This window comes from Alloalcanivorax gelatiniphagus (assembly GCF_005938655.1).
GTDB lineage: Bacteria > Pseudomonadota > Gammaproteobacteria > Pseudomonadales > Alcanivoracaceae > Alloalcanivorax > Alloalcanivorax gelatiniphagus.
Window position 1 is genome coordinate 357,249 of record NZ_VCQT01000045.1, and the last position, 24,842, is coordinate 382,090.

Below are 24,842 nucleotides of genomic sequence, written 5' to 3' on the forward strand. Positions count from 1 at the left end.
GTGTCTCCGCGCGGGGCCAATGGGAAGATCAGCATAGTCTCCCCGGGCAGCGGCGGCTCGCCGTTTTCGGACCTGGTGTCAGCGGCCCATGAACTCGGAGACCAGGCCCAGCGAGTCGATGCTGTCGCACACCAGCTTGATGCACACCAGCAGCGGGACCGCGATCAGAATGCCGACCACGCCCCACATCCAGCCCCACAGCAGAATCGACAGAAACACCATCACCGGACTCAGCGCCAGCCGGTGACCAGCCACGGTGGGGGTGATGAATTGCCCTTCCAGCACGTTCAGGCCGAGGATCAGCGCCGCCGGCAGCAGCGCTTCGTAGAAGCCGTCAAATTGCAGAATGCCGACCATGGCGATCACCACCAGGCTCACCACCGGCCCGATATAGGGGGCGTAGTTGAACAGGCCGACCATGACGCCGAACAGGATCGGGTTGGGCACGTCGAGCAGATACAGAATCAGGGACGCGGCCACCGCCAGGCACACGTTGATGATGGTGATGGTGCCCAGATAGATGGCGATGCTGTTCTGGATTTCACGCACCGTCTCCACCGCCGCCCGTTTGTTCTCGAACTGGGGAATCACCCGCACCAGCTTGCGCAGAAAGGTGTCGCCGGAGGCCAGCATGAAGTACAGAAGAATAAAGCTGATGGCGATGCCATAGAGCGCCGACCAGGTGCCGGACATCAACCATTCCACCGGGCTCCACGGCATGTCCGCCTCGCCCTGGCCGCCGGCGCCTTTGTCCGTGGCGGTCATCAGCGCGAACTGGTCGCGGGCCTGGCGCAGCTTTTCCATGGGCGCCGCCAGTTCGCGGAATTCCAGTTCGATCTGGCGCAGGTCCCGGGGGGCTTTTTCCAGCCATTCCATGGCCGGCTCGCTGAGGCCATAAAGGGCGCTGACAACGATGGAGAACACCAGCAGCACCACCACCGCCGCGCTCACCGGCGGTGGAATGCGCAGCGGGCGCAGTGCCCGCACCAGGGGCGTGAAAATCAGGCTGGTGAGAAACGCCACCACCAGGGGTGCGAACAGGGTGGCGGCGGCGTACAGGGTGTACATCACCAGCAGAACGAAGATGCCGGTGAGCATCGCCGAACGCACCGTTACCCTTTCCATCAGCTTGCGGGTTTCCCGGCGGGTGACGAGATCTCCCTCGTCGTCGGGCCGGTCCTCGGTGCGCGGGTCGTCCATCGGGCGGGCCTTCTCTGTCCTTGAGCGTGGAAACAAAGAGTCTACGGCGCCAGCGGACGGAAAATGAGGCCCCCGTCGTAAAAAGCGGTAAAGCGGCGCCACCGTCCCAGCGCGCGGCACGCTGGCGGCTCGCGGCGGCGCTACGATAAACTGCCGCCATCGGCATCCGGCCAAAGGGGGGCGTGTGTGTTCTACATTGTGACCGTTAACGTCCTGCTGGTGACGGCGGTGGTGCTGATCCACTACGAGTTTCTCTCGCGCATCACCGCCTGGCTGCCGAAGGCCGGCATCAAGCACCGTTACCGGGTGCTGGTGGGCGTGGGTGGCGCCCTGGTGGCCCACGCCGTGGAGGTGTGGCTGTTCGGCGCCGCCTACTACGTGATGGTCAACCGGCTGGGCTGGGGCGAATTCAACGCCACCTTTTCCGGCAATTACAACGGCACCCTGATGGACTGCGTGTATTTTTCCTTCACCGTCTATACGACCCTTGGCTTCGGCGATATCCAACCCCTGGGCGACGTGCGCTACCTGACCGGCATCGAGGCACTGACCGGGCTGGTGCTGATCACCTGGACCGCTTCCTTCCTGTATCTGGAAATGCAGCGTTACTGGCGCCGGCCCGGCTGAGGCGCCGGCTTTGCCTGAAAATGGGCGCTGATCGATTTGTCAGCGCCGCCGTGGCGGTAGACAATTCTTCAGGTGTTGAAAAAAACAACAACTGGAGAAACACGACATGCTGAACCGCGCATCACAACCCCTGGTCCGCCTGGTGGACCGTTACCTGCCCGATCCTTATATCTTCGTTCTGATTCTTTCCCTGGTGGCGGCGGTCGCCGCCATGGCCGTGGAAGGCCAGTCGCCGGCGGCGGTGATGGACATGTGGGGCAAGGGCTTCTGGGGCCTGCTCACCTTCTCCATGCAGATGCTGCTGGTGCTGGTCACCGGCTTCATGCTGGCCAGCACGCCGCTGGTCAAGGGCATACTCGACAAGCTGGCGGCCCTGGCGCGCTCCCCGGGCCAGGCCATCCTGCTGGTCACCTATGTGTCGCTGGTGGCGAGCTGGATCAACTGGGGCTTCGGTCTGGTGGTGGGCGCCCTGTTCGCCAAGGCCCTGGCCCGGCGCATCCAGGTGCATTACCCCTTGCTGATCGCCAGCGCCTACGGCGGCTTCGTGGTCTGGCACGGCGGCCTGGCCGGGTCCATTCCGCTGACCATCGCCACCCCGGGGCACTTCACCGAGAGCCAGATCGGCGTGATTGGCACCGGTGATACCATTTTCGCATTCTTCAATCTGGCCATCGTGGCCGCCCTGTTTATCGTGGTGCCGGTGATCAACCGTCTGATGCTGCCGCCCCAGGAGGAAAGCGTGTTCGCCGACCCCAAGGCCATCGAGGATCCGGAGGTACCGGACGTGACCCCGACGCGCCCCGCCGAGCATCTGGAGAACAGCCGCGTGTTGGCCTGGCTGGTCGGTTTCAGCGGCGTGGCCTACGCGGTCTCCTATTTCAGCCAGGGCGGCGGCCTGAACCTGAACATCGTCAATTTCATGTTCCTGTTCCTGGCCATCGTGCTGCATCAGACCCCGCGCCGGCTGCTGATCAGCCTCAATGAGGCGATCAAGGGCGGCGCCGGTATCGTTATCCAGTTCCCGTTCTACGCCGGCATCATGGCGATCATGACCGACTCCGGCCTGGCGGCCACCATCTCCAACGGCTTCGCCTCCATCGCCAGCGCCGACACCCTGCCGTTCTGGAGCTTTATCAGCGCCGGCGTGGTGAACATCTTCGTGCCCTCCGGCGGCGGCCAATGGGCGGTGCAGGCGCCGGTGATGCTGCCCGCCGCCGAGGCCCTGGGCGCGGACGTGCCCCGGGTGGCCATGGCGGTGGCCTGGGGCGATGCCTGGACCAACCTGCTGCAGCCGTTCTGGGCGCTGCCGGTGCTGGCCATCGCCGGGCTCAAGGCCAAGGACATCATGGGCTACTGCCTGATATTGCTGATCGTCACCGGCGTGATCATCAGTGCCGGGCTGACCTTCCTTTAGCGCCGGCAGGCCGGGGCCTGCTTCGCTCAGCCGGCCGCCGCCGGGGGCGGTGTTTCCGGCAGGTGATTTTGGAGTTCGCGGGCCAGCGCCAGCAGGACCCGGTCGCGGCCGGGTAAAGCATCCAGGGCGATGCCCATGGGCAGGCCGGACCGGTCCAGACCCATGGGCAGGGTCACGCCGGGCAGCCCGGCGGTGCTGCCCGGGTCGGTGTTGCGAATCAAGGTCGGAAAGGTCGGCACCGCCTCGCCATTGAGTTGCACGGTGTCGTCCTCGCCGATGGCGCGGGCGGTCAGCGGGCAGGTCGGGAAGGCCATGGCGTCCAGTTCATTGCCGGCCAGGTAGGTGGCGTAGGCCGTGATCAGAGCTGGCCGGCGGTGGCGCAGAATGTCCAGGTACTGTTCCCATGGCACGCCCTGTTGCGGGTCATTCATCATCGCCAACAGGCCGTGCACGTCCGGGCTGACGGTGCCTTCCACCACCTGATTCAGGGTAACGCCGCAGCCGCTGTCGGCCAGGTAGCGTCGCAGATCCTGAATCCCCTCGTAGAACACCAAGGGCATGCTGGCGGGCGCCAGCAGGGTCGCCAGGTCCGGGATGGGTTTCTCCACCAGGGTGACGCCCTGCCGGCGCCAGGTCTCCAGGGTGGCGCGGCCCCGCTCGGCCACGTCCGGGTCCAGCTGCTCCCAGAAAAAGGCGTCCGGCACGCCGATCCGGCAGGCCGACAGGGGCCGGGTCGGGGTGGCGGTGTCACCGGTGACCACTTCGTCGATAAGCAGCAGATCTTCCACGTGACGGGCCAGCGGGCCGGCGGTGTCCCGGGTGCCGGAAATCGGCACGATGCCGGCGTTGGGCCAGCGCCCGGCGCTGGGGCGGAAGCCGAACAGGCCGCACAGGGCGGCGGGCACCCGCACCGAACCGCCGGTGTCCGTGCCGATGCCGGCGGGCGCCAGCCGGGCGGCCACCGCCACCGCGGTGCCGCTGCTGGAGCCGCCGGGAATGCGTTGGGGGTCATAGGGGTTGCGGCTCGGCCCGGTACAGGGGTTATTGCCGGTGGCGCCGTAGGCCAGCTCATGCAGCGGGTTCTTGCCGAGTATCAGGGCGCCGGCCCGGCGCAGCGCGGCGACCACCGGCGCGTCCTGGGGCGGCCGGTGGTCCGCCAGGGCCGGTGTGCCGGCGGTGGTGGGCCAGCCGGCGGCATCGATGTTGTCCTTCAGCACCAGGGGCACGCCGTGCAAGGGGCCGGGCGCCTCGCCTGCGGCCAGCGCCCGGTCCGCCGCCCGCGCTTGCGCGAGCGCCAGGTCCGGCTGCAACGCCATGAAGGCGTTCAGGGATTGCCGCGCCTCGGCGCGTTCCAGCAGATGCCGGGTCAGGGTTTCGCTGCTTAGCGCGCCGCTGCGCAGTGCCCGCGCGGTGTCGGCCACGCCGCCTTCATGCCCGTTCATAGCCACCTCTTTTGTTGGTATTGGACTGATTGCCCGAGGGTAGGCCGGGGCGAATGGCAGCGGTATCCACGAAAATGGGGAGGTCGGTGTCGGTGGATCAGTATCGGTGGGTCAGCGCCGCCAGTTCCGCGCGGTTGGAGCAGCCGGCCTTGGCCATGCCGTGATTGAGGTGCGAGCGCACCGTGGCGTAGCCGATCTTGAGGGTGGCGGCGATGTCCTTGTCGGTCAGGCCCCGGGCCACCAACTCCGCCACCTGCCGTTCCCTGGCGCTGAGGGCGGCGAGGGGAGACGCCGGCCGGGCGAAGGCGCGACACAGGTGGGGCTGGAGCACATCCAGCAGCTCGATTTCCCGCCGCTGGAAGTCGGGGCGGCCCCGGGCGCGCCAGACGCGCAGGTCGCCCAGGTCCCGGTCGCCCTGGAACAGGAACAGATTGATGCCGTGGTGCAGGCCGTCATGGCGGAGAAATTCGTTGAAGAATTCGGTTTTTTCCAGCTCGCTCTGCGGCATCACCGCGCGCACCGGCGTGGCCCGCCGGCGGGCGCGCAGGTTCCGGGTGATCGGGTCCCGGAACTGAAACCAGTTCAGATAGCGGTCCAGATTCTCGCCGCTCATGTTATGGGCCAGGGGGCGCTCGTTGGTGCCGGTGTCGCCGTTCCATACGAACGAGGCACAGAAATCCGCCCGCAACAGCCGGGTCACGCCCTCCAGGACCCGCTCACGGGGATCACACTCCGGCGCGGCGTTGTCCAGGGTATGGATAAGATCGGCGAGCATGGTGAGTTCCGCCGTGCTCATGTCGTGCACCGTTGGACGCATGGTCGGGCTCCAGAGCGGGTAACCCCGTCATCATGCCCGCTCCGTGCTCAGGAAGAAAAGGCCACCGGGGTCAGCCACCGAGCTGGCATTCGATCACCCCGTACCAGCCCAGGCCCCGGTAGGTTTCGTACCCCGGCGTCAGAGCGAAGGCCACCAGCTTGTCGCCGTCCTGGTAGTAGCCGCGCTCGCGGCCTTCGGTGCGGAGCGGGTAGGGGCTGCCCAGTTCACCGCCACCGGTGGCGTCGGCGATAAGGCGGTGCTCGGCATCGAGCAGCATGACCCGGCATTGGGCACGTTCTTCGTCACTGAGCCCCACGCCTTGCACCACGTCGCCGGCCTGGGGTGTCCAGTCAAAGAAAATGCCAAGCACCCCCAGGGGCGTGCCGTCGGCGTCGCCGCCGGAGCGGATGGCGGTGGCATAGGTGGCCACGGCGGCGTCGTCCAGGGCGCTGTTGCGGGCGATGTCGGCGACCGTGAAGTCGTCGCCGCTGGCGGTGTTCATGGCCTGCTGGAACCAGTCGCTGCGCGCCACGTTGAGGCCCACCGCGTTGGGGTAACGGTGCGGTCGGCCATTGGCCACCACGCGCCCTTCGGCGTCGGCGATCCACAGGTCCAGGTACACCACGTAGGAACGCAGGATGGTGGCCAGGCGGTCGCTGGCGTGTTGCCGTACCGCCGGCCGGGGATCGCCGGCGGCGGCCACCACCGCCGAGTCGGTGGCCCACCAGCGCACGTCACAGGACCGCTCGAACAGGTTGCGGTCGATGATCTCGATGGCGTTCAGCGACAGGTCGGTGAGCCGCTGGCCCCGGAAGGCCACCAGCATCTCCCCGCCGGCCTCCTCGATGCGCCGGGTGTGGCCCTCCACCGCCTGGCGGAAGTCGGCGGCGATATGATTGATCTCCTCGGACACCCGGCCGATCTCCTCGGCGACCACCCCGAAGGCGGCGCCGGCGCCCCCGGCGCGGGCCGCCTCGATGCGGGCGTTGAGGGCCAGGATGCGGGTGGTTTGCATGATGTCCTCGATGGCGCCGACCTTGTCGTGGGTCATCTCGGAAATGTCATAGGCGAGCTTCAGAATGGTGTTGTCTTGCATGGGCACGCTCCCGTTTGGTTTTGCATCAGGCAGGTAGACCTTTCTCGATGTTTGCCTTGCAATAAACGGGCCTTGCGATATCCGTTAGTCCTTGTTTTTAATGGATAAAATTCGCCTATACCGGTTTATCGGCCAAACCGGGCAGTAACTTTAACGGCGGGCGGGGCGGCAAAGGATCCGGATTGGCATGCAAAAGGGGTTGACCGGGGCGGCGACGGGTGTATGCTGGCCCCTAGCTAGAAAGTACAGCAGTATTTATGAATCCCCGTTCGATACCCTTCCTTTAGTGTTCGTCCTGACCTTCATAAGTAACAGTAAACTTCCAGCGCCCCCGGGTCCCTTAAACCGGACCTAACCAAAGACTCTATGAATGATCAGGAGATGATTATGTCTACTACCACCGGTACCGTTAAGTGGTTCAACGAATCCAAAGGTTTTGGCTTTATCGAGCAAAGCGGCGGCCCCGACGTCTTCGTACACTTCAGCGCCATCACTGGCTCCGGTTTCAAAACCCTGGCTGAAGGCCAGCAGGTTGAGTTCACCGTGACCCAGGGCCAGAAAGGTCCGCAGGCAGAAAACGTGGTCGCGGTATAAGACCACGGATACCGGCCTGAGGGCCGGCATCCCTTCCGGCGCGCTTCGGCGCGGTCGGAAAAAAAGAGCGGAGCCTTCGGGCTCCGCTTTTTTTTGTGCTCACAGAGCGTGCGTTGGCCGGTCGGTTAGCGGTATAAGGGGGGAACTCGAGTTGGACGGGGGTGCCATGATTGGTGACCGCGAAGTGATTCTGTTCCATGATCCGCGCACCCTGGCCCATCAGCCGGACGCGGACGCCGCCTTTCTGCCCGGGCGCCTTGACCGCCGGGTTCGCGAGATCCTGTCCGGCCTGGTGGTCAAATGGAGTTATCCGGAGCACCCCGGCCGCCTGCGGGCAATCCTGGAGCTGCTCGAAAAGGAGCCGGTGCCCGGAGTGCGTTGCGAGCCCGGCGTGGCCGCCACCCGGGAACAACTGGCGCGGGTGCACACCACTTCCTACCTGGATGGCATCGAGGCCATGCGCGGCGAAAACGCCTGGCTGGACATGGACACCACGGCGGTGTCGCCGGGCAGTGTGGAGGCCGCCGAGGTGGCCGCCGGCACCGCCATCGCCGCGGTGGAGGCGGTGGTATCCGGCCGCGCCCGGGGTGCCTTCGCGGCGGTGCGCCCGCCGGGGCACCATGCCGAGTCGGTGCGCGCCCGTGGCTTCTGCCTGTTCAACAACGTGGCGGTGGCGGCGGCCCATGCCCAGGCGGCGCTGGGGTGCCAGCGCGTGCTGATCATTGACTGGGACGTGCACCACGGCAACGGGACCCAGGAAATTTTCTGGGCGGACCCGGACGTGCTGTTTTTCGATACCCACCGGGCGGCGCCGTTCTACCCCGGTTCCGGCGCCTTGACGGAAGTGGGCGGCGGTCTTGGTGAGGGCTATACGGTGAACGTGCCGCTACCCGGCGACACCGGCGATATGGCCATGCTGAAAGCGTTCCGGGAGGTGCTGGTGCCGGCGGCGGAGGCGTTCCAGCCGGACCTGGTGCTGGTGTCCGCCGGTTTCGACGCCCACCGTTTCGATCTGGCCATGAACGTGAGCTACGAAGGCTTCGCGTCGATGACCGCCATTGTCCGTGATATCGCCGACCGCCATTGCGACGGGCGGCTGGCCATGGTGCTGGAGGGTGGCTATCACACCGAATCCCTGGCCCATGGCGTGCGCGCCACCTTGGAAGTGATGGCCGGCGCCGATCCGGAGGACCCTGGAGCGCCGGGCATCCGCGCGGTGGAAGAGGCCGCGGAATTTCACCGCGACGCCTTCAGCGAGAGCGGCCGCTAGCGTTCCAGGGCCCAGCTGTCCCGGGCCAGGGCTTCCACCCGGGCCACATCCTCGGCGGGCACCCGGGCCGGGTCCAGGTGTTCCAGCGGATCGAAGTGGAAAATATAGAGCCGGGAAACGAACTCGGCCACCGGCAGCGAGGATTCACCATAACGCTCGCCGCGCCCCTCGGTGGACACCTTCACGCCGTTGCCCAGATCCTGGCCGGAATCATTGTTCGGGTTGTAGAAATACACCCGCATCACCTCGTCCTGATCCAGGGTCACGCGCTGAATGGTGATGGCGTGCCAGCCCACGAAGCGGGCGGCGCTGTCGGTCACCGCCAGCCCCGCCGGCTGCGGGTAGATCAGCGGCTGATTGCCGTTGTACATCGGGTGGTAGCAGGCGTAGAAGTGGCGCACGAAGCCTTCGTAATCGTGCAGCTTGCCGGTGGCCAGGTCCACCGCCAGGCGGAAGCCCCGTCCTACCCACCAGCCGTGAAACTCCGGATTGATCCAGCGGTGCGGGTCGTCATCGCGGTCGGCGCACAGACTGCCCATGGCGTGGTAGATCCGGTCCAGATGGGGCACCAGTACCGCCGACACCGCGTCCACGTCCTGGGGCGCGATGGCCGGCATGGTCAGCGCCAGCTCCTTGGACGACAGCCGCTGGCCTTCGAAATGCATCACCAGGTCGTCGTCCCGGGTGGCCCAGACGATCATCTGCAGCAGGTAATCCGGGTCGTTGTAGGCCCACATGGAAATGGCCCGCGCCGATTGGCAGGTGGGGTTGTTGCCCTGGCCCACGCCCAGGGGCAGACCCAGTACCGTCAGCACAGCGGCGATCAACTGCACCTTGGCCGGCTGCACGTCGCCCAGGGCCTGGACGATGGCGGCATCGGCGCTGGGGCTCAGGGTCTGGCCCAGCTGGCGCCACAGCGCCGGCGCCACCGGCGGCGCGAACAGCACGCCGCGTTCCAGCATCAGCGCCAGGCCGTAGGCGGCCTGGGCGGTATCCGGGAACACCGACGCCTCGATCAGGGTGTAGACCAGTTCCTGATAGCACAGCAGGGCATCGCGGCCGGTGGCGCTCAGGCCCAGGGCGGCGCTCACCAGCTCGCTGGACTGGGTCAGGGCGAAGCGCAGGAACACCGGCTGATAGGCGGACACCAGGCCGGTGTCGTGCATGGCGCGGGCGAAGCCGCCGGCTTCCTGCTGCAGGGCCTGGGTGTCCATGGTGGCCAGGCGCTCGGCGTACACCTCCAGGCCCGGGTCTTCCACCGATGCCTGGGTGGGGCCGAACAGGGCGCTGACCAGACGATCCGCGCCACGGCTGTTGGAAACGGTGATGGACGGGTTGTACAGGCAGGCGGCGATCTGCGTGATCATCGCCTTGATGTGATCCACGCGCACCGGGCGCTGGGCCAGGATGCGCCAGATTTCCTCGATCAGCCGATCGATGATGTTGTCGTAGCCGATCCGTGACACCAGCATCTGCAGCACGCCGCGGACCGCCGCCGCCATGCGCCCCTGGCGCACCCGGATCGCCTCGCCGCCGGTCTCGAACAGCAAGTCCAGATTCAGCGCCAGCACCTGGGCCAGGTAGTGGTGGGCCTGCTCGGCGGAGAGCGCCGGATGGGCCAGTTCGCCCTGGGCCACCGCCAGCAGGCGCAATTCGCTCAGGCATTCCAGGGTGATGTCGTCGGGGCCGCCGAGCCGCAGTGTCTGCACGGTGATGTCCGCCTGCAGAATTTCCGGCTGTGCCCAGTCGGTGCCGCCGAACAGGCCAGAGTGCTCGATGGCGGCGGCCCGTTGATACAGGTGTCCGGCGCCCTCCGGCTGGCAAAGCAGACGGCCGGCCAGTTGCATGACCTTGCCCACATGCAGGGCCTTGGCGAAGCGGCTGGCATCGGTGACCCGCGCCAGTGCTTCGTCGAAGCGTGTTACCAGATCCGGCGTGGCCTCGTGGTGCTGCGTATCACTGCTGCTCATGGTCTCCCCGGATATTGCTGGTTCGCCGCCGGCGGGACGGCCCGCGGAACACTATACCCCAAGATGAACCCTCGACCCTTGACGCGGCAAGCGCTGTGTTCTGTTAGGCTGGGTGTTCGGGTCAGCGACCCGGTGTGCAAGGACGCCACGCCGAACCCCGCGGTGGCATGCCGCTCCCTCCCTCCACGGTCGGCCCGTAACAAGGAGATGCTTATGACGGCGAAAAATCCGCAAAAAGGCTACGTAGCCCTGCTGGGATGGAGTCTCAACGCCATCGAGGCATTGGAAAAATTCGACCGGCGTTTCATCGTGGTCGCGCCGGACTGGGCGCGTGCCTTCGCCGAGGAACACGACATTCCCTTCATGCGCTGGGATTTCGAGCGACTTAACGACCGTTCGATGGAAATCGCCGAAAAACTCAAGGACGAAGGCGTGGACGTGGCGATCCCGCTGTTCGAGGAAACCGTCGAATGGGCCGGCGCCGTGAACTCCGTATTGATGGACAACCCGCGCCTGTACGGCCAGTCGGTGCTGTTCCGCGACAAGGCGCTGATGAAACGGCGCGCCCAACTGGGCGGCATCCGTGTGGGCATTTTCGAGGAAGCCCACGACCGGGAAGACGTGATCCGTTTTCTCAAGCGCGTCAACCAGACCCTGCTCAAGCTGGACGGCGACCCCAATGATCCGATTCACCTGAAGGCCTTCGACAAGGCCGGTTGTCTCGGCCACCGGGTGATCCGCACGCCGGACGAAGTCGACACCATTCCCGACGAGGAATTTCCGGTGTTGATGGAGAGCCACCTGGACGGTTGGGAGTTCGCGGTGGAAGCCTGGATTCACGACGGCAAGATCCGCTTCCTGAACATTTCCGAGTACGTGACGCTGGGCTACTCGGTGTTCGTGCCGGCCAGCCCGGAACTGGAAAACTGGCGTCCGCGCATCGAGCAGGAAATCGAAAAACTGATCAAAACCTTCGACCTGCAATCCGGCTTTATTCACCCGGAATACTTCGTCACCAGCGACGGCACCATGTACTTCGGCGAGGTGGCCTATCGGCCGCCGGGCTTCAAGGTGTTCGAGCTGCTGGAGAAGGTCTACGGCTTCAACGCCTACCAGGCCATGGTGCTGGTGTTTGATCCGAAAACCGAAGAGCAGGAGATTCTCGATTTCTTCCCCCGCGAGGTGGTGGATGCCAAGGGCCATGCCGGTTGCTTCGGCGTGTACCCGCGCCGCCGGGTGGTCAGCCACCTGGAGATCCCGGAAGAGACCCTGAACCATCCGTACTTCGACTTCCATGAGCTGACCGCGCCGTTGGAAGAAACCGTCACCAAGCGCACCGCCTTCGGTACCCATTGGGGGCTGGTGTACTTCCATGGCGACGACCCCTACCAGATGCGTGACCTGCTCAAGCATCAGGAAGAACTGGATTTCTATATCTGATCCGCCCCACCGCCGGCGGCTCTGACCGCCGGCGGTGGCTTTCCTCACTGTTCCGTTCTCCCCACCCGCCTTTCGCGCTACCTGCCTCCGTGCAACCCAGCCCCGTGCACTCCTGTTCTTCGGGTGTGGTGCCCGCGTGCGCCTGGCCGTGGCCCGGTGTCCGGCCGTGGGTGGGGTTGACAGCCGTCCAGGCTTTTTCTTAAATAGATAACAGTTTCGGAGAAAGAAAAAATGGCCAGCAACTACCAACTACAAACATTGGCCCGCGCTCTCGACGTTCTGGAATTGATGGAACGCACCCCGGAGCCCATGTCCCTGACCGAGATCGCCGATGCCATGGGCGAGGCCACGGCCATCGTCTATCGCATCCTGCATACCCTGGAAGCCCGGGGTTACCTGTACCGCCGCCCCCAGGACAAGCGCTACAGCTATACCGGCCGGTCCACCGGCGCCGGGGCTGTGAGTCGGGCGGTGGATGTGCTGCAGGCGGCCTCGGCGGCGGTGCCGGAGGGCGCCCCCCTGGAGCGGCTGGCCAGCAGCGTGGGGCTGGACCCGCGCATCGCCGAAGAGATTTTGGTACCGCTCAGCGAAAAAGGCCTGATGCGCCAGGACGCCGATACCGACCGCTGGCACCTCTCCCACTCGGTGATGGAACTGGCCCGCCCCTTCCTCAACAGCGACGACGTGCTGGTGCGCGTGCGGCCGCTGATGGAGCAGTGGCACGCGGAGACCGGCGAGACCGTGTCCCTGTTTCATCGTGCCGGTAACCAGCAGATCGTCACCGCCGCGCTGCCCAGCACGCACCCGGTGCGCTACGCCCTGGAAGTGGGCAGTGCCTTCCCGCTGTATCTGGGCGCCGGTGGCAAGGCGATGCTGGCGTTCCTGCCGGAAGCGGAGTGCGAGTCGCTGATCAAGGCCGGCGCCCTCGACGCCATGACCCGCTATGTCCCCAACGCCTCCGCGCTGCGCAAGGAACTGGCCCTGATCCGCCAACGGGGTTTTGCCATTTCCAGCGGTGAGCGGGTGGAAGGGGCCAGCGCGGTGGCGCTGCCGATTCTCCGCGAGGACGGCCGGCCGGCGGCGGTGTTGGGGCTGATGATGCCCAGTTTCCGTACTTCCGATGCCGAGCTGCAGCGGCTCGGTGAGCGACTTTCCGAAGCGCTTCGGTCGCTGTCCGCGCCCGCGGACCAGAGCCGCCGGGGCGCCTAACCATCGCCGGAGTCACCGGCATAAGGAGAACACTATGATTCGTGATCAGGAGGGCCTGGCGGCGCTGCTGGAAGATGTCCGGGTCTGGGTCCGTGAGGTGGCGATTCCCGCCGAGGACACCGTGGAAGCCCAGGACCAAGTGCCGGAGGAGCTGGTCGAGGACATGCGTCGCCGGGGCTTTTTCGGCTGGAGCATTCCGGAGCAGTATGGCGGCGCCGGGCTGACCTGCGAGGAGCTGGTGCTGGCCGCCATGGAGCTTTCCCAGGCCGCCACCGCCTTCCGCGCCCGGGTGGGCACCAACACCGGCATCGGCTCCGAGGCGCTGGTGGCCGACGGCACCGAGGAACAGAAAAGCCGCTACCTGCCGGCCCTGGCCCGGGGTGAGATCACCGGTTGCTTCGCGCTCACCGAACCGGAGGCCGGCTCCGACGCCACCGCCCTGACCACTAGCGCGCGCCGGGACGGCGATCACTATGTGCTCAACGGCACCAAGTGCTACATCACCAACGCCCCCATCGCCGGCCTGTTCACGGTGATGGCGCGCACCGACCCGGACAACCTCACCGCCGGCGGCATCAGCGCCTTTCTGGTGGAAGCGGGCACGCCGGGCCTGAGCGTGGGGCCGGCCTATAAAAAGATGGGCCAGGCCGGTTCGCCGGTGTCGGAAGTGTACTTCGAGGACTGCCGGGTGCCCGCCGCCAATCTGATCGGCGGCGTGGAAGGGCAGGGGTTCGTCACCGCCATGAAGGTGCTCAACAAACAGCGCCTGCATTTGAGCGCCCTGTGCACCGGCCCGGCCATGCGCATGCTCGACGAGGCCCTGAGCCATGCCAGCCAGCGCCGCCAGTTCGGGCGCCCGGTGGCGGAGTTCCAGCTGGTGCAGGCCATGATCGCCGACATGCAGACCGAAATTCACGCGGCGCGGGCGCTGATCCTGGACACCGCGCGCAAACGCGACGACGGCGGCGACGTGAAGCTGGAAGCCTCCATGTGCAAGTACTTCGCCTCGGAAATGTGCGGCCGGGTGGCCGACCGGGCGGTGCAGATCTTCGGCGGCGCCGGCTACGTGGCGGATTACAGCTGCATCGAGCGGCTCTACCGGGATGTGCGCCTGTTCCGGCTCTACGAAGGCACCAGCCAGATTCACCAACTCAATATCGCCAAGCTGACCCTGCGGCAGGCGTCCCAGCGGCTGGCGCGCTGAGCGCCGCCGTTCTCACTGAAAAAAAGAGGAAAGACGACATGCTTACAATAATCACCCGTCGTATCCGTGCTCTGGCCGTCATCGGTGCGGCCCTGGCCTGTCTCAACCCGGCCTGGGCCGCCGACTACCCGGAGCGTCCGGTCACCGCCATGGTGCCGTTCCCGGCCGGCGGCAGCACCGACCTGATGGCCCGCGCCATCGCCCAGGAACTGACCGACAGCCTGGGCACCAATGTGGTGGTGGACAACCGTTCCGGCGGCGCCGGCACGGTGGGGCTGGCGGCCCTGGCCCGGGCCCGCGCGGACGGCTACACCGTCGGCGTGGTGCCGGCGGCGCCGCTGGTCAACCAGCCGCACATGCATCGCACTCCCTACGATCTGGATTCGTTCGATTACGTGTGCCAGTTCTTTGAGAGCCCCCAGGCCCTGGCGGTGAAGCCGGGTTCCCCGTTCTCCAACCTGGAAGAACTGGTGGCCTACGCCAAGACCCACCCCGGCGAACTGACCTATGGCAGCCCCGGTCCGGGCTCATTGCCGAACCTGGCCATGGAACAGTTTCTGGAAAAAGCCGGCGTGGACATCACCCATGTGCCGTTCGCCGGTGATGGCCCGGGCGTGACCGCGCTGATGGGCGGCCATGTGGACCTCTACATGACCATGTCCAACGTGATCGCCGACCGCGACCTGAAGTCGGTGGCGATCTTCAGCGAACAGGAACTGGACACCCTGCCCGGCGTGCAAACCGCCGCCGCCCAGGGTTACGACATGACCGCCTCCTGGTGGGGTGGCGTGATCGCGCCCAAGGGCATTCCCGACGAGGCCCGCGAGGCCCTGGAAAAAAGCTGCAAACAGGCCACCGAATCGGAACGGCTGGGCAAGGTGCTCGACCGGCTCGGCACCCAGGCGGCCTATCTGGGACCGGTGGAGTTCCGCGCCAAGGTGGAAGCCATCTCCAAGACCAATGGACGGTTGATCGAAAAAGTTCTCAAAAATCGTTCCTGATCCCAGAGACAAAAAAATGAAAACAACAACCCGCGAACTTTCGAACTTCCGTTGCTGGCTCGGGCTGGCGCTGAGCGCGCTGCCCCTGCTGGTGACGCCGGCCTGGGCGGCGGATTACCCGTCCCGCCCGATCACCGAAATCGTGCCCTATCCGGCCGGCGGCAGCACCGACCTGGCCGGCCGCGCGGTGGCCAACGTCATGAGCGAGATACTCGGTGACAAGGTGGTGGTGGACAACCGCTCCGGCGGTGGCGGCAGCGTGGGCATGGCGGCCCTGGCCCGGGCCCGCGCCGACGGTTACACCATCGGCGTGGCGCCGGTGGGTACCATCGCCAACCAGCCGCACATGCACCGCACGCCTTATAGCGCCGACTCCTTCGACTATTTGTGCCAGTTCTACTATGCACCGCAGGTGCTGGCGGTGAAGCCGGGCTCGCCCTTCAAAACACTGAAGGACGTGGTGGACTACGCCAAGGCCCACCCCGGTGAGTTGACCTACGGCACCCCCGGGCCCGGCACCCTGCCGCATCTGCAGATTGAGCAGTTCAAGCGCCTGGCCGGCGTGGACATCACCCATGTGCCCTTCGCCGGTGACGGCCCGGGTCTCACCGCCTTGATGGGCGGTCACATCGACCTGTACTTCGCGTTGCCCAATACCGTCACCGACCGCGATCTGCGGGCGGTGGCCGTGTTCAGCGACCAGCCCATCGAGGCGTTGCCCGACCTGAAGACCGCCATTCAGCAAGGCTACGACATGACCGCCGCGGTGGCCGGTGGCCTGGTGTCGCCCAAGGGCGTTGCCGAGGACGTTCGCGACCGGTTGGCGTCCGCCTGTGAACAGGCCACCGGTTCCGAGGCATTGAAAACCGTGCTCCGGCGGGTCGGCCTGGACGCGGTCTATCTGGGCCCCCAGGCGTTCCAGCATCTGGTGCTCTCCACCTCGGAGACCAACGGTGAACTGATCCGCGACGTGCTCAAGGGCGGAGGTCACTGATCATGAAAGCGCGCGTTCTGGACCTGTGCTACGGCGGCGCCGCCCTGGCCGCCGCCGTGGCGGTGTTCATCGCCGGCGGCGGCAACGACCGGCCGGTGGCGGTGGCCAGTAATCCGTACTGGTATCCGAAAGTGCTGTTGGTGCTGATCGGCGTCTGCGCGATCTGGTTGATGGTGAAGGCGGTGCTGAACAGCCACGCCGCCACCCCGCCGGATCGTCTGCGCTGGCGCAGCCTTACCGGCACCGTGGTGATCAGTGGCGCCTATCTGCTGGGCTATGAGTGGCTGGGCTTCGTGCCCGCCACCCTGGCTTTGATGCTGGTGTTCGCCCTGTTCCAGGGTTTCCGCCGGCCGCTGTTGCTGGTGGTGGTGGCGGTGCTGTTCACGGTCCTGATCTGGTACGGCTTCGCCGATCTGCTCAACCGTCAGCCGCCGGGCCCGGCCCTGCCTTCCCTGAGCGCGCTGTTTTCCTGATTCCTACAAGAACATGGCCCCTGGCGGGGCCCGGAGGCTCATATGGATGCCTTGCTGTCCGCCCTTTCCATGCTCGCCGCGCCGGATGCCCTGCTGGCGGTGGTGGCGGGTACCCTGGTTGGCATTATCATCGGCGCGCTGCCCGGTCTCGGGTCGCTGCTTGCGATCACCATGGCGCTGCCGCTCACCTTCGTGCTCGGGCAGGGCGCCAGCGTGGCGCTGCTGCTGGGTATTTATTGCGGGTCGGTTTATGGCGGCTCGCTGTCGGCGATTCTGATCAACACCCCGGGCACCCCCCAATCCGCCGCCACCGTACTCGACGGTTACCCCATGGCCCGGCGCGGCGAGGCCGGCCTGGCCCTGGGTTGGGCCACCACCGCCTCGGCGTTCGGCGGTATTCTGGCCACCGTGATTCTGGCGGTGGCGTCGCCGCTGCTGGCGCGCATCGGTTTGAAGTTCGGGCCGGTGGAGTATTTCGCCCTGGGCGTGTTCGCGCTGACCTGCATTGTCACCGTGTCCCGGGACAACCTGGCCAAGGGGTTGATGGCCGGTCTGATCGGCCTGTTCGTGGCGGTGGTGGGGCAGGACCCGGTCACCGGTTATCTGCGCTACGACTTCGAGGTCTTCGACCTGTCCGCGGGCATTGGCCTGGTGCCGTTTCTGGTCGGCCTGTTCGCCCTGTCGGAAGTGTTCTGGCGCGCCGCCGAGCGGGTCAACGGCAGTGTCCCGGTGATCCGCTCCGCGTTCCGCTGCCCGTCCCTGGCTGAACTGCGGCGGCGTTTTTCCATGCTGCTCAAGTCGTCCCTGATCGGAACCTGGATCGGCACCCTGCCGGGGGTGGGCGCCTCGTCGGCGTCCATGATCAGCTACGCGGAAGCCAAGCGCAGCTCCCCCAACCGGGACAAATTCGGCACCGGTGAACCGGATGGCCTGATCGCCTCGGAGGCGGCCAACAACGCGGTGACCTCCGGGGCCATGGTGCCCACCCTGTCCCTGGGGGTGCCCGGCGACCCGATCACCGCGGTGATGCTGGGCGCACTGGTTTTGCAGGGGGTCACCCCGGGCCCGCGCCTGTTTCTGGATAACCAGGAACTGGTGCTGTTCATCTTCCTGATGCTGTTCGTGGCCAACATCTGCATGTTCTTTGGCGGCTGGCTGATGTCGCCGTTGTTCTCGCGCATCCTGCGCTTGCCCGAGCCGTTGCTGATGGCGGCGGTGGTGGTGCTGGTGGCGGCGGGTACCTACAGCATCAACGGCAACCCCTTCGATCTGCTGGTGGTGCTGCTGGCGGGCATCGGCGGTTTCCTGTTGCGCTACAACGGCTTTCCGCTGGCGCCCATGGTGATCGGTTTCGTGCTCAGCCCGATGATCGAGCAGAGCCTGCGCCAGGGGCTGCTGATGAATCGCGGCAGCTTCCTGGGCTTCTTCGCCAGCCCGATCGCCTCGGGTCTGTTTCTGATTACCGCGCTGTTCCTGCTGTGGCCCCTGCTGAGCCGGCTGCGCAAGCGCGTGTTTTCCTCTGCTACCGTGAAGGAATGATGTAATGACAAACGAACAACCCCTGGCCGGTATCAAGGTCATCGAGTTCGGCCAGTTTATCGCCGGCCCCGGGGCGACGCAGATTCTCGCCGACCTGGGCGCCGAGGTGATCAAGATCGAGAGCTTCAACGGCGACAACAGCCGGCGCTTCGGCGTCAGTGAAAGAAGCGGCCACCGCAGCGGCATGTTCATGGCCTATAACCGGGGCAAGAAATCCGTGGCTCTGGACCTGCGCAACGCCGAAGGCGTGGCGGTGGCCCGGGAGCTGGCCCTGGGCGCCGACGTGGTGGTGCAGAACAGCCGGGTCGGTGTCATGGAGAGCCTGGGCCTGGACGCGGCCAGCCTGCGCGCGGAAAAGCCTAGCCTGATCCATGCCTCGATTTCCGGGTTCGGCACCCGTGGCCCGTCCCGGGAGCGCCCGGGGCTGGACATCGCCGCCCAGGCCGAGAGCGGCATGATGTCGCTCACCGGTGAGCCCGGTGGCACGCCGCTGAAAACCGGCTTCGCGGTGGTCGACGCGGCCACCGCCACCGCCGCCGCCAACGCCATTCTGGCGGCGTTGTTCCGCTGCGCCCGCCACGGCGAGGGCGCCACCATCGAAACCTCCCTGCTGGCGGTGGCGGTGGGTCTGCAGGCGCAGATCTGGGCGGAATACGGCTGCTCCGGGCAACTGCCCCAGCGCGCCGGCAACGCCCAGCCGCTGGTGGCGCCGGCGGCGGACCTGATTCAGGTCCGGGACGGCCACATCGTGATCTCCGCCTATATGGAAGATCACTGGCAGCGGCTGTGCCGGGCCATCGACCAGCCGGAGCTGGCCACCGACCCGCGCTTCGCCACCAGCAATGACCGGGTCGCCAACCGGCCCGCCATGGTCGCCATTCTCACCGAGGCGCTGGGCGGCCACGGCGGCGAGGAAGCCCGGGCGCGGCTGGAGGCGTTCGGCGTGGTGTGCGGTGTGGTGCGTAACTATGAGCAGGTACGCGCCAGCGCCGATGTGGAAGCGATCGGCATCTTCCAGAGGGTGCATGATGGCAAGGGTGGCGAGGTGGACGTGCCGGCGTTGCCCTACACCTTTGTGGGCACCGCCGCCGTGGAGACGGTCGCCGACCCGGCGCCGCGGGCCAGCTTCCTGCCGGAACTGGGCCAGCACACCCTGGAAGTGCTGGAGCAGGCCGGCTTCCCGGCCCAGCGTCGGCAGGCCCTGCTGGACGCCAAGGTGATCGCCACCGGCGGGCGCTGACGGCGCCCGCTTCTTACCGGCTTACTGGCTGGTTGTTACCAGCTGCCGGTGTTCTCCATCGACGCCCAGGGCTCCTGGGGAGCCAGGGCGTCGCCTTTCTGCAGCAACTCCACCGAGATCAGGTCCGGCGAGCGCACGAACGCCATGTGCCCGTCCCGGGGCGGGCGGTTGATGGTGTAACCCATCGACTGCAGGTGCTCGCAAAGCCCGTAAATGTCGTCTACCCGGAACGCCAGGTGCCCGAAGTTGCGGGCCGAGCCCATGTCCGGTTCCGGGTCCCAATTCCAGGTCAGCTCCAGCTCCGCCTCCGGGGTTTCCGGGGCGGCCAGAAACACCAGCGTGAAGCGGCCCTGGGGCACTTCCTTGCGGCGGTTTTCGCGCAGGCCGAGGCCTTCGCAGTAAAAGCGGAGTGAGGCGTCCAGGTCGCTGACCCGCACCATGGTGTGCAGATACTTCATGTTTTCCATCCCGTTTGATAGAAGAGTGCGGTCGGGTTGAGCAGAATGGTCTTTCATAATAACAGAGGGAGAGCACATGGACCTGCATCGCATCGGTGCCCGCGCCCTGGCGCGCCGCATCAAGCAGAAAGCCATTACCGCCGAGGCGGCGCTGGAATATTTCATTGACCGCGTTGAGCGGCTGGACGGGCCGCTCAACGCGGTGGTGGTACGGCGCTTCGACGAGGCCCGCGAACGGGCCCGGGAAGCGGACCGGGCGCTGGCCCGGGGCGAGGACTGGGGGGCGCTGCATGGCGTGCCCATGACCATCAAGGAAACCTACGAAATCAGCGGCTGGCCAACCACCGCCGGGGTGCTGCGTGACCACGTTTCCGGCACCACCAGCCGGGCGGTGCAGCGGCTGCTGGACGCCGGCGCGGTGGTGTTCGGCAAAACCAATGTGCCGGCCATGGCCGGTGACCTGCAGAGCTATAACGACATCTATGGCACCACCAACAACCCCTGGAACACGGCGCTCACCCCGGGCGGCTCCTCTGGGGGCGCCGCCACCGCCCTGGCGGCGGGCTTCACGCCGCTGGAGCTGGGCAGCGACATCGGTGGCTCGATCCGCACCCCGGCGGCGTTCTGCGGCGTGTGCGGGCTCAAGCCCAGCTTCGGGCTGATCTCCACCCGGGGGCATGTTCCCGGCCCGCCGGGGGCGCTGGCCCGCCGTGATATCTCGGTGGCCGGCCCCATGGCCCTGCACCCGGGTGACCTGTCCCTGGCCCTGGACCTGCTGGCGGCGCCGGACGACGAGGAGGCGCCGGGCTGGCAGCTGAGCTTGCCGGCGCCCCGGCACAGCGAACTGGGGAATTTTCGCGTGGCCGCCTGGCTGGACGACCCGCGCTGCCCGGTGGACGACGCCATCCGCCAGGCTCTGGAAGGTCTGACCGGGGAGCTGGCCACCCAGGGCGCCTCCGTGGACCTGGAAGCGCGCCCGACGGGCATCACGCTGGAGAGCGCCTACGACGTCTACTATCAATTGCTGGCCGGTACCATGGGCCTGGGCCTGCCGGAGGACCTCTATCAGCAGCTGCAACAGGACGTGGCCGAGGCGGCGCCGGACGACGGCGGTTACCGGGTGCGGTTCGCCCGGGGCGTGACCCAGTCCCACACCGACTGGCTGTACGCGGATGAGCGCCGTCAGGAAATGCGCGCCGCCTGGCACCGGTTCTTCCAGGATTTCGACGTGCTGCTGTGTCCGGTGGTGCAGACCCTGCCGTTCCCCCACCAGCAGAAGCCGGGGCCCGGCGGCCGGGTGCTGCGGGTCAACGGCCAGGACCAGCCTTACCTGGACATCATGGTGTGGGTGGGGCTGGCCGGAGCGGTGTATCTGCCGGCGGTGACGCTGCCCATTGGCCTCACCCGGGACGGCCTGCCGCTGGCGGTGCAGATCATCGGCCCCTACCTGGAAGACCGCACCGTGCTGGCCTTCGCGGAGCAGCTTTCGGAGGTGCTGGCACCGCTGCCGCCGTCACCACCGGCGGAGTAAAGGCAACAAAAGCGGGAAATGTGTATACATTGCTGAGACAATGAGCGGGCGTCATGAAAAGAGGGTATTGGGAAACCGGGGAGCTGTGCTACATTCCGTCCAGCAGTTTCATTTTTTGGCCTTACTATTTCGCTATGCGGAACAGGCAAAACAACAAACCAGGAGCTTCCCATGACTCTGATGCATCGTTTCCGTAACACGCTGGCGTTCGGTGGCTCGGCCCTCGCCCTGGCCGCCAGCGTGGCGTTCAGCGCCACGGCCCACGCCGCCGATACCATTACCTGGAAGGTTCAGTCCCACTGGCCCGGTTCCAGCAGCTCCTACGAGGACAGCCTCAAACGCATCAAACGCGTGATCGAGGAGCGTACCGACGGCAAGCTGAAACTGGAGCTGTACGAAGCCGGTCAGCTGTTCAAGGCACAGGAAACCTTCAACGCGGTGAGCCGTGGCGTGATTCAGATGGGCACCATCTCCCCCGCCTACGCTCAGGACAAGATGACCCTGGCGGGCATCGCCTCCGGTCTGCCGTTCGCGTTCCGCCACGTTTGGGAAGCGTCCTACTTCCACAAGAACCTGGGCTTCGAGGACATGCTCCGCGAGGAAGCGGCCAAGTACAACGTTTACTACTCCACCGACAAGGTCTATCCCACCGAGATGGTTTCCAAGAAACCGATCAACAGCTGGGATGACTTCAAGGGCCTGAAGATTCGTTCCTCCGGCGCCCTGCAGAAGTTCCTGACTGAAGCCGGCGCCGCCGGTACCTACGTGCCGGGTGGTGAGCTCTACCAGGCGCTGTCCAGCGGTGTGGTCGACGCGGCCCACTGGGGCGCGGCACAGGGCGCGGCCAGCATGGGTCTTTACGAAGTGGCCAAGTACCACGTGCAGCCGGCTCTGAACATCGCCGGTACCGACGCCTTCATCGTCAGCCAGAAAGCGCTGGATAAACTGCCCGAGGGCATGGCTCAGATCGTCAAGGAAGCCCTGGACGAGCAGTTCTGGGTTCGCACCAGCGAATACCTGTACAAGGAAAAAATCACCCTGGCCAAGGTTCAGGCCGATCAGGGCGTGAAGATCAACACCATGCCCCAGGACGTGCAGGACCGTCTCGCCAAGGTTGCCCAGAAGACCTGGGACGAAGAAGCCAAGCGCGGCGAAAAAGCCGGCGAAGCCGTTCAGAAACTGAAAGACTTCCTGAGCGACCTGGGCTACCTGTAACGCCCGCCCGACCCCGGGGGGAGCCAGCCGGCTCCCCCTTTTTAGTGTTTACCGTTTAACTCCCGCGGAGGAACCATGTCCTTCCTTCAGAAGTTGATCAGCGGCGTGACTCGTCTGAATGACGTGATCGGCCGGTGGATCGCGCTGCTGGTGTTCGTGATGAGCGCGTTGCTGCTGCTCGAGGTCGTTTGCCGTTACCTGCTGAATTCGCCCACCGTCTGGACCTCCGAACTGACCCAGTTCGTGTTCGGCGTGTACGCGATCATGGCCGGTGGCTATGTGATGGCGCACAAGGGCCACGTTAACGTGGACTTGTTGTATTCGCGTTTCTCGGTGCGCACGCAGGCGATCATCGACGTGTTCACCTCCGTGTTGTTCTACATCTTCATTCTGGCGTTTCTGTATTTCGCGTCGTCCATGGCCTGGGAATCGTTCCAGGGCCAGGAGACCACCTATTCCGCGTGGAACCCGCCGGTGTGGCCGGTGAAGGCCTTCATGCCGCTGGCAATCGGCCTGGTTCTGCTGCAGGGCACGGTCAAACTGCTGCGCGATATCGCCGTGGCCATCAACCCGGACAACGCCCGGGTTCTTAAAGACAGCATCGATGACGGGACGGAGGAGCCGCACTGATGAGCATTGAGATGATCACTCTGCTGTTCTTCGGCTCGCTGCTGGTGTTCCTGGTGCTGGGTCTGCCGTTGACCTTCGTGCTGGGCGGCGTGTCCGTGGTGTTCCTGTATTTCACCTGGGGCCCGGACGCCTTCTATATGGTGGCTTCGCAGATCTGGAGCACCATGGGCAGCTTCAGTCTGGTGGCGATACCGCTGTTCGTGTTCATGGCCATGGTGCTGGAGCGCACCGGGGTGGCCAAGGACCTGTACCGCATGATGTTCCTGTGGTGGGGCGGCCTGCGCGGCGGCCTGGCCATCGGCACCCTGGTGATCTGCGCCATCTTCGCCGCCATGTGTGGTATCTCCGGCGCCGCCGTGGTGGCCATGGGCACCATCGCCCTGCCGTCCATGCTGGACCGTGGCTACGACAAACGCATGGTGCTGGGCTGCATCAACACCGGCGGTGGCTGGGGCATTCTGATTCCGCCCAGCATTCTGATGATTCTCTATTCACTGATCACCGGTGTGTCCGTGGGTCAGATGTTCGCCGCCGGCGTGCTGCCGGGGCTGTTGTTGATGGTGCTCACCTGCGCCTACATCCTGATCCGCTGCTACTTCCAGCCGGAACTGGCGCCGGCCCTGCCCAAGGAAGAACGGGCGTCCTGGCCGGAGAAGATCAAGGCACTGCGCGCGGTGATTCTGCCCATGCTGATCGTGGTGATGGTGCTCGGCTCCATCATCGCCGGCATCACCACCCCCACCGAAGCGGCCGCCATGGGCGTATTCGGCGCGCTGCTGTCGGCGCTGGTGTACCGCAAGATGAGCTGGGAGCTGATGCGCGACGCGTCCATCCGCACCTTTAAGCTCACCGGCATGATCATGTGGATTCTGTTCGCTGCTCACGCCTTCAGCGCCGCCTACCAGAGCATGGGCGCCCAGGAACTGTTCGAAGGCTGGATCACCTCCATCCCCGGTGGCCCCTGGGCGGTGATCATCACCATGATGGTGATCATCTTCTTCCTGGCCATGGTGCTGGACCCGGTGGGCATCATGCTGATCACCCTGCCGGTGTTCCTGCCGGTGGTGAAAGCCATGGGCTTCGACCCGGTGTGGTTCGGTATCCTGTTCGTGATCAACATGGAAATCGGCTACATGACACCACCCTTCGGGTTCAACCTCTTCTATTTGAAGGGGGTGGTGCCACCAAGCATCACCATGAAGGACATCTACGTGTCGGTGATCCCGTTCGTGCTGGTGGAGATCGTGGGCATTGCCCTGATCATGATGTTCCCGGAAATCGCCACCTACCTGCCGCAGTTGTTCTTCTAGCAGGCCCCCAATCGCGGCTAAAGCCGCTCCTACAGGACCCGCCCCGTAGGAGCGACTTCAGTCGCGATCAGTCTCCGATACAGGATTCAGGGTTCAGGATACAGGGGCTGGCGTGGTGCCAGCCTTTATCCGCTATCGCGTCCCCATCCCTGTATCTTATACACATCC

22 protein-coding genes are annotated in these 24,842 nt (G+C 65.7%); 16 read left to right on the top strand and 6 right to left on the bottom strand.

From position 1 onward, the window contains the following. Nucleotides 1–78 precede the first annotated feature (78 nt). Nucleotides 79–1,200: an AI-2E family transporter gene (locus tag FGS76_RS17460; protein WP_138773924.1), complete on the bottom strand. Its 1,122-nt coding sequence runs from the start codon at nucleotides 1,198–1,200 to the stop codon at nucleotides 79–81. 186 nt (nucleotides 1,201–1,386) lie between these two features. Between FGS76_RS17460 and FGS76_RS17465 the strand changes: the two genes are divergently transcribed. Both FGS76_RS17465 and FGS76_RS17470 read left to right on the top strand, forming a co-directional pair. Beyond that, complete coding sequence (locus tag FGS76_RS17465) at nucleotides 1,387–1,827, top strand: potassium channel family protein (RefSeq protein ID WP_138773925.1); 441 nt, start codon at nucleotides 1,387–1,389, stop codon at nucleotides 1,825–1,827. Between the two features lie 106 nt (nucleotides 1,828–1,933). Continuing rightward, a complete protein-coding gene (locus tag FGS76_RS17470) occupies nucleotides 1,934–3,241 on the top strand; it encodes a short-chain fatty acid transporter (RefSeq protein ID WP_138773926.1) in 1,308 nt (435 codons plus the stop codon). 26 nt (nucleotides 3,242–3,267) lie between these two features. Here the strand turns inward: FGS76_RS17470 and iaaH are convergent, their stop codons facing one another. From iaaH to FGS76_RS17485, 3 genes are all read right to left on the bottom strand, one after another. Further along, complete coding sequence (gene iaaH, locus FGS76_RS17475) at nucleotides 3,268–4,683, bottom strand: indoleacetamide hydrolase (RefSeq protein ID WP_170214506.1); 1,416 nt, start codon at nucleotides 4,681–4,683, stop codon at nucleotides 3,268–3,270. Nucleotides 4,684–4,780: 97 nt separating this feature from the next. Next, nucleotides 4,781–5,500, bottom strand: coding sequence for a helix-turn-helix transcriptional regulator (locus tag FGS76_RS17480; protein WP_138773928.1), 720 nt, complete (start codon nucleotides 5,498–5,500; stop codon nucleotides 4,781–4,783). 70 nt (nucleotides 5,501–5,570) lie between these two features. Continuing rightward, entirely contained in the window at nucleotides 5,571–6,596 is a 1,026-nt protein-coding gene (locus tag FGS76_RS17485; protein ID WP_138773929.1) for a PDC sensor domain-containing protein, read from the bottom strand. A 387-nt stretch (nucleotides 6,597–6,983) separates the two neighbouring features. On the opposite strand from FGS76_RS17485, the gene FGS76_RS17490 reads away from it, so the two are divergent. Together FGS76_RS17490 and FGS76_RS17495 are read left to right on the top strand one after the other, a co-directional pair. Further along, nucleotides 6,984–7,190 carry a cold-shock protein gene (locus FGS76_RS17490; RefSeq protein WP_138773930.1) on the top strand — a complete coding sequence of 69 codons (207 nt, stop codon included), beginning with the start codon at nucleotides 6,984–6,986 and terminating at the stop codon, nucleotides 7,188–7,190. Between the two features lie 166 nt (nucleotides 7,191–7,356). Continuing rightward, nucleotides 7,357–8,460, top strand: a complete 1,104-nt coding sequence (locus tag FGS76_RS17495) for a histone deacetylase family protein (protein ID WP_138773931.1) — start codon at nucleotides 7,357–7,359, stop codon at nucleotides 8,458–8,460. Here the strand turns inward: FGS76_RS17495 and FGS76_RS17500 are convergent. Then, on the bottom strand, nucleotides 8,457–10,430 hold the full coding sequence (locus FGS76_RS17500) for a hypothetical protein (protein ID WP_138773932.1): 1,974 nt from the start codon (nucleotides 10,428–10,430) through the stop codon (nucleotides 8,457–8,459). The genes FGS76_RS17495 and FGS76_RS17500 overlap by 4 nt on opposite strands. A gap of 213 nt (nucleotides 10,431–10,643) precedes the next feature. Between FGS76_RS17500 and FGS76_RS17505 the strand changes: the two genes are divergently transcribed. The 8 genes from FGS76_RS17505 to FGS76_RS17540 all read left to right on the top strand — a co-directional run bounded on the left by FGS76_RS17505 (nucleotide 10,644) and on the right by FGS76_RS17540 (nucleotide 19,530). After that, a complete protein-coding gene (locus FGS76_RS17505; protein WP_170214507.1) occupies nucleotides 10,644–11,870 on the top strand; it encodes an ATP-grasp domain-containing protein in 1,227 nt (408 codons plus the stop codon). Nucleotides 11,871–12,101: 231 nt separating this feature from the next. Continuing rightward, complete coding sequence (locus FGS76_RS17510) at nucleotides 12,102–13,079, top strand: IclR family transcriptional regulator (RefSeq protein WP_138773934.1); 978 nt, start codon at nucleotides 12,102–12,104, stop codon at nucleotides 13,077–13,079. Nucleotides 13,080–13,113: 34 nt separating this feature from the next. Next, nucleotides 13,114–14,283: an acyl-CoA dehydrogenase family protein gene (locus tag FGS76_RS17515; protein WP_138773935.1), complete on the top strand. Its 1,170-nt coding sequence runs from the start codon at nucleotides 13,114–13,116 to the stop codon at nucleotides 14,281–14,283. 38 nt (nucleotides 14,284–14,321) lie between these two features. Beyond that, entirely contained in the window at nucleotides 14,322–15,284 is a 963-nt protein-coding gene (locus FGS76_RS17520; protein ID WP_138773936.1) for a Bug family tripartite tricarboxylate transporter substrate binding protein, read from the top strand. A 16-nt stretch (nucleotides 15,285–15,300) separates the two neighbouring features. Then, a complete protein-coding gene (locus FGS76_RS17525) occupies nucleotides 15,301–16,278 on the top strand; it encodes a Bug family tripartite tricarboxylate transporter substrate binding protein (protein WP_138773937.1) in 978 nt (325 codons plus the stop codon). 2 nt (nucleotides 16,279–16,280) lie between these two features. Further along, nucleotides 16,281–16,751, top strand: a complete 471-nt coding sequence (locus FGS76_RS17530; RefSeq protein WP_138773938.1) for a tripartite tricarboxylate transporter TctB family protein — start codon at nucleotides 16,281–16,283, stop codon at nucleotides 16,749–16,751. Nucleotides 16,752–16,793: 42 nt separating this feature from the next. After that, the gene (locus tag FGS76_RS17535) at nucleotides 16,794–18,290 is read left to right on the top strand and encodes a tripartite tricarboxylate transporter permease (RefSeq protein WP_138773939.1); all 1,497 of its coding nucleotides are present in this window, start codon (nucleotides 16,794–16,796) and stop codon (nucleotides 18,288–18,290) included. A 4-nt stretch (nucleotides 18,291–18,294) separates the two neighbouring features. Further along, nucleotides 18,295–19,530, top strand: a complete 1,236-nt coding sequence (locus FGS76_RS17540) for a CaiB/BaiF CoA transferase family protein (RefSeq protein ID WP_138773940.1) — start codon at nucleotides 18,295–18,297, stop codon at nucleotides 19,528–19,530. Nucleotides 19,531–19,565: 35 nt separating this feature from the next. Here FGS76_RS17540 and FGS76_RS17545 read toward each other — a convergent pair whose 3' ends face one another. Next, nucleotides 19,566–19,988, bottom strand: coding sequence for a VOC family protein (locus FGS76_RS17545; protein ID WP_138773941.1), 423 nt, complete (start codon nucleotides 19,986–19,988; stop codon nucleotides 19,566–19,568). Between the two features lie 76 nt (nucleotides 19,989–20,064). Between FGS76_RS17545 and FGS76_RS17550 the strand changes: the two genes are divergently transcribed. The 4 genes from FGS76_RS17550 to FGS76_RS17565 all read left to right on the top strand — a co-directional run bounded on the left by FGS76_RS17550 (nucleotide 20,065) and on the right by FGS76_RS17565 (nucleotide 24,674). Then, nucleotides 20,065–21,519: an amidase gene (locus tag FGS76_RS17550; protein WP_138773942.1), complete on the top strand. Its 1,455-nt coding sequence runs from the start codon at nucleotides 20,065–20,067 to the stop codon at nucleotides 21,517–21,519. A gap of 171 nt (nucleotides 21,520–21,690) precedes the next feature. Then, the gene (gene dctP, locus FGS76_RS17555) at nucleotides 21,691–22,734 is read left to right on the top strand and encodes a TRAP transporter substrate-binding protein DctP (RefSeq protein ID WP_138773943.1); all 1,044 of its coding nucleotides are present in this window, start codon (nucleotides 21,691–21,693) and stop codon (nucleotides 22,732–22,734) included. A 75-nt stretch (nucleotides 22,735–22,809) separates the two neighbouring features. Beyond that, complete coding sequence (locus tag FGS76_RS17560) at nucleotides 22,810–23,364, top strand: TRAP transporter small permease subunit (protein ID WP_138773944.1); 555 nt, start codon at nucleotides 22,810–22,812, stop codon at nucleotides 23,362–23,364. Continuing rightward, on the top strand, nucleotides 23,364–24,674 hold the full coding sequence (locus tag FGS76_RS17565; RefSeq protein WP_138773945.1) for a TRAP transporter large permease: 1,311 nt from the start codon (nucleotides 23,364–23,366) through the stop codon (nucleotides 24,672–24,674). The genes FGS76_RS17560 and FGS76_RS17565 overlap by 1 nt, the downstream gene beginning before the upstream one ends. Nucleotides 24,675–24,842: the final 168 nt, after the last annotated feature.

What these genes read in the sequence shown, in the direction of transcription:
- FGS76_RS17550 (WP_138773942.1), top strand. Translation starts at nt 20,065, where the DNA reads ATGGACCTGCATCGCATCGGTGCCCGCGCCCTGGCGCGCCGCATCAAG.
- FGS76_RS17505 (WP_170214507.1), top strand. Translation starts at nt 10,644, where the DNA reads ATGACGGCGAAAAATCCGCAAAAAGGCTACGTAGCCCTGCTGGGATGG.
- FGS76_RS17490 (WP_138773930.1), top strand. Translation starts at nt 6,984, where the DNA reads ATGTCTACTACCACCGGTACCGTTAAGTGGTTCAACGAATCCAAAGGT.
- FGS76_RS17520 (WP_138773936.1), top strand. Translation starts at nt 14,322, where the DNA reads ATGCTTACAATAATCACCCGTCGTATCCGTGCTCTGGCCGTCATCGGT.
- FGS76_RS17545 (WP_138773941.1), bottom strand. Translation starts at nt 19,988, where the DNA reads ATGAAGTATCTGCACACCATGGTGCGGGTCAGCGACCTGGACGCCTCA.
- FGS76_RS17540 (WP_138773940.1), top strand. Translation starts at nt 18,295, where the DNA reads ATGACAAACGAACAACCCCTGGCCGGTATCAAGGTCATCGAGTTCGGC.
- FGS76_RS17470 (WP_138773926.1), top strand. Translation starts at nt 1,934, where the DNA reads ATGCTGAACCGCGCATCACAACCCCTGGTCCGCCTGGTGGACCGTTAC.
- iaaH (WP_170214506.1), bottom strand. Translation starts at nt 4,683, where the DNA reads ATGAACGGGCATGAAGGCGGCGTGGCCGACACCGCGCGGGCACTGCGC.
- dctP (WP_138773943.1), top strand. Translation starts at nt 21,691, where the DNA reads ATGACTCTGATGCATCGTTTCCGTAACACGCTGGCGTTCGGTGGCTCG.
- FGS76_RS17500 (WP_138773932.1), bottom strand. Translation starts at nt 10,430, where the DNA reads ATGAGCAGCAGTGATACGCAGCACCACGAGGCCACGCCGGATCTGGTA.
- FGS76_RS17535 (WP_138773939.1), top strand. Translation starts at nt 16,794, where the DNA reads ATGGATGCCTTGCTGTCCGCCCTTTCCATGCTCGCCGCGCCGGATGCC.
- FGS76_RS17485 (WP_138773929.1), bottom strand. Translation starts at nt 6,596, where the DNA reads ATGCAAGACAACACCATTCTGAAGCTCGCCTATGACATTTCCGAGATG.
- FGS76_RS17460 (WP_138773924.1), bottom strand. Translation starts at nt 1,200, where the DNA reads ATGGACGACCCGCGCACCGAGGACCGGCCCGACGACGAGGGAGATCTC.
- FGS76_RS17525 (WP_138773937.1), top strand. Translation starts at nt 15,301, where the DNA reads ATGAAAACAACAACCCGCGAACTTTCGAACTTCCGTTGCTGGCTCGGG.
- FGS76_RS17560 (WP_138773944.1), top strand. Translation starts at nt 22,810, where the DNA reads ATGTCCTTCCTTCAGAAGTTGATCAGCGGCGTGACTCGTCTGAATGAC.
- FGS76_RS17530 (WP_138773938.1), top strand. Translation starts at nt 16,281, where the DNA reads ATGAAAGCGCGCGTTCTGGACCTGTGCTACGGCGGCGCCGCCCTGGCC.
- FGS76_RS17495 (WP_138773931.1), top strand. Translation starts at nt 7,357, where the DNA reads ATGATTGGTGACCGCGAAGTGATTCTGTTCCATGATCCGCGCACCCTG.
- FGS76_RS17565 (WP_138773945.1), top strand. Translation starts at nt 23,364, where the DNA reads ATGAGCATTGAGATGATCACTCTGCTGTTCTTCGGCTCGCTGCTGGTG.
- FGS76_RS17515 (WP_138773935.1), top strand. Translation starts at nt 13,114, where the DNA reads ATGATTCGTGATCAGGAGGGCCTGGCGGCGCTGCTGGAAGATGTCCGG.
- FGS76_RS17480 (WP_138773928.1), bottom strand. Translation starts at nt 5,500, where the DNA reads ATGCGTCCAACGGTGCACGACATGAGCACGGCGGAACTCACCATGCTC.
- FGS76_RS17510 (WP_138773934.1), top strand. Translation starts at nt 12,102, where the DNA reads ATGGCCAGCAACTACCAACTACAAACATTGGCCCGCGCTCTCGACGTT.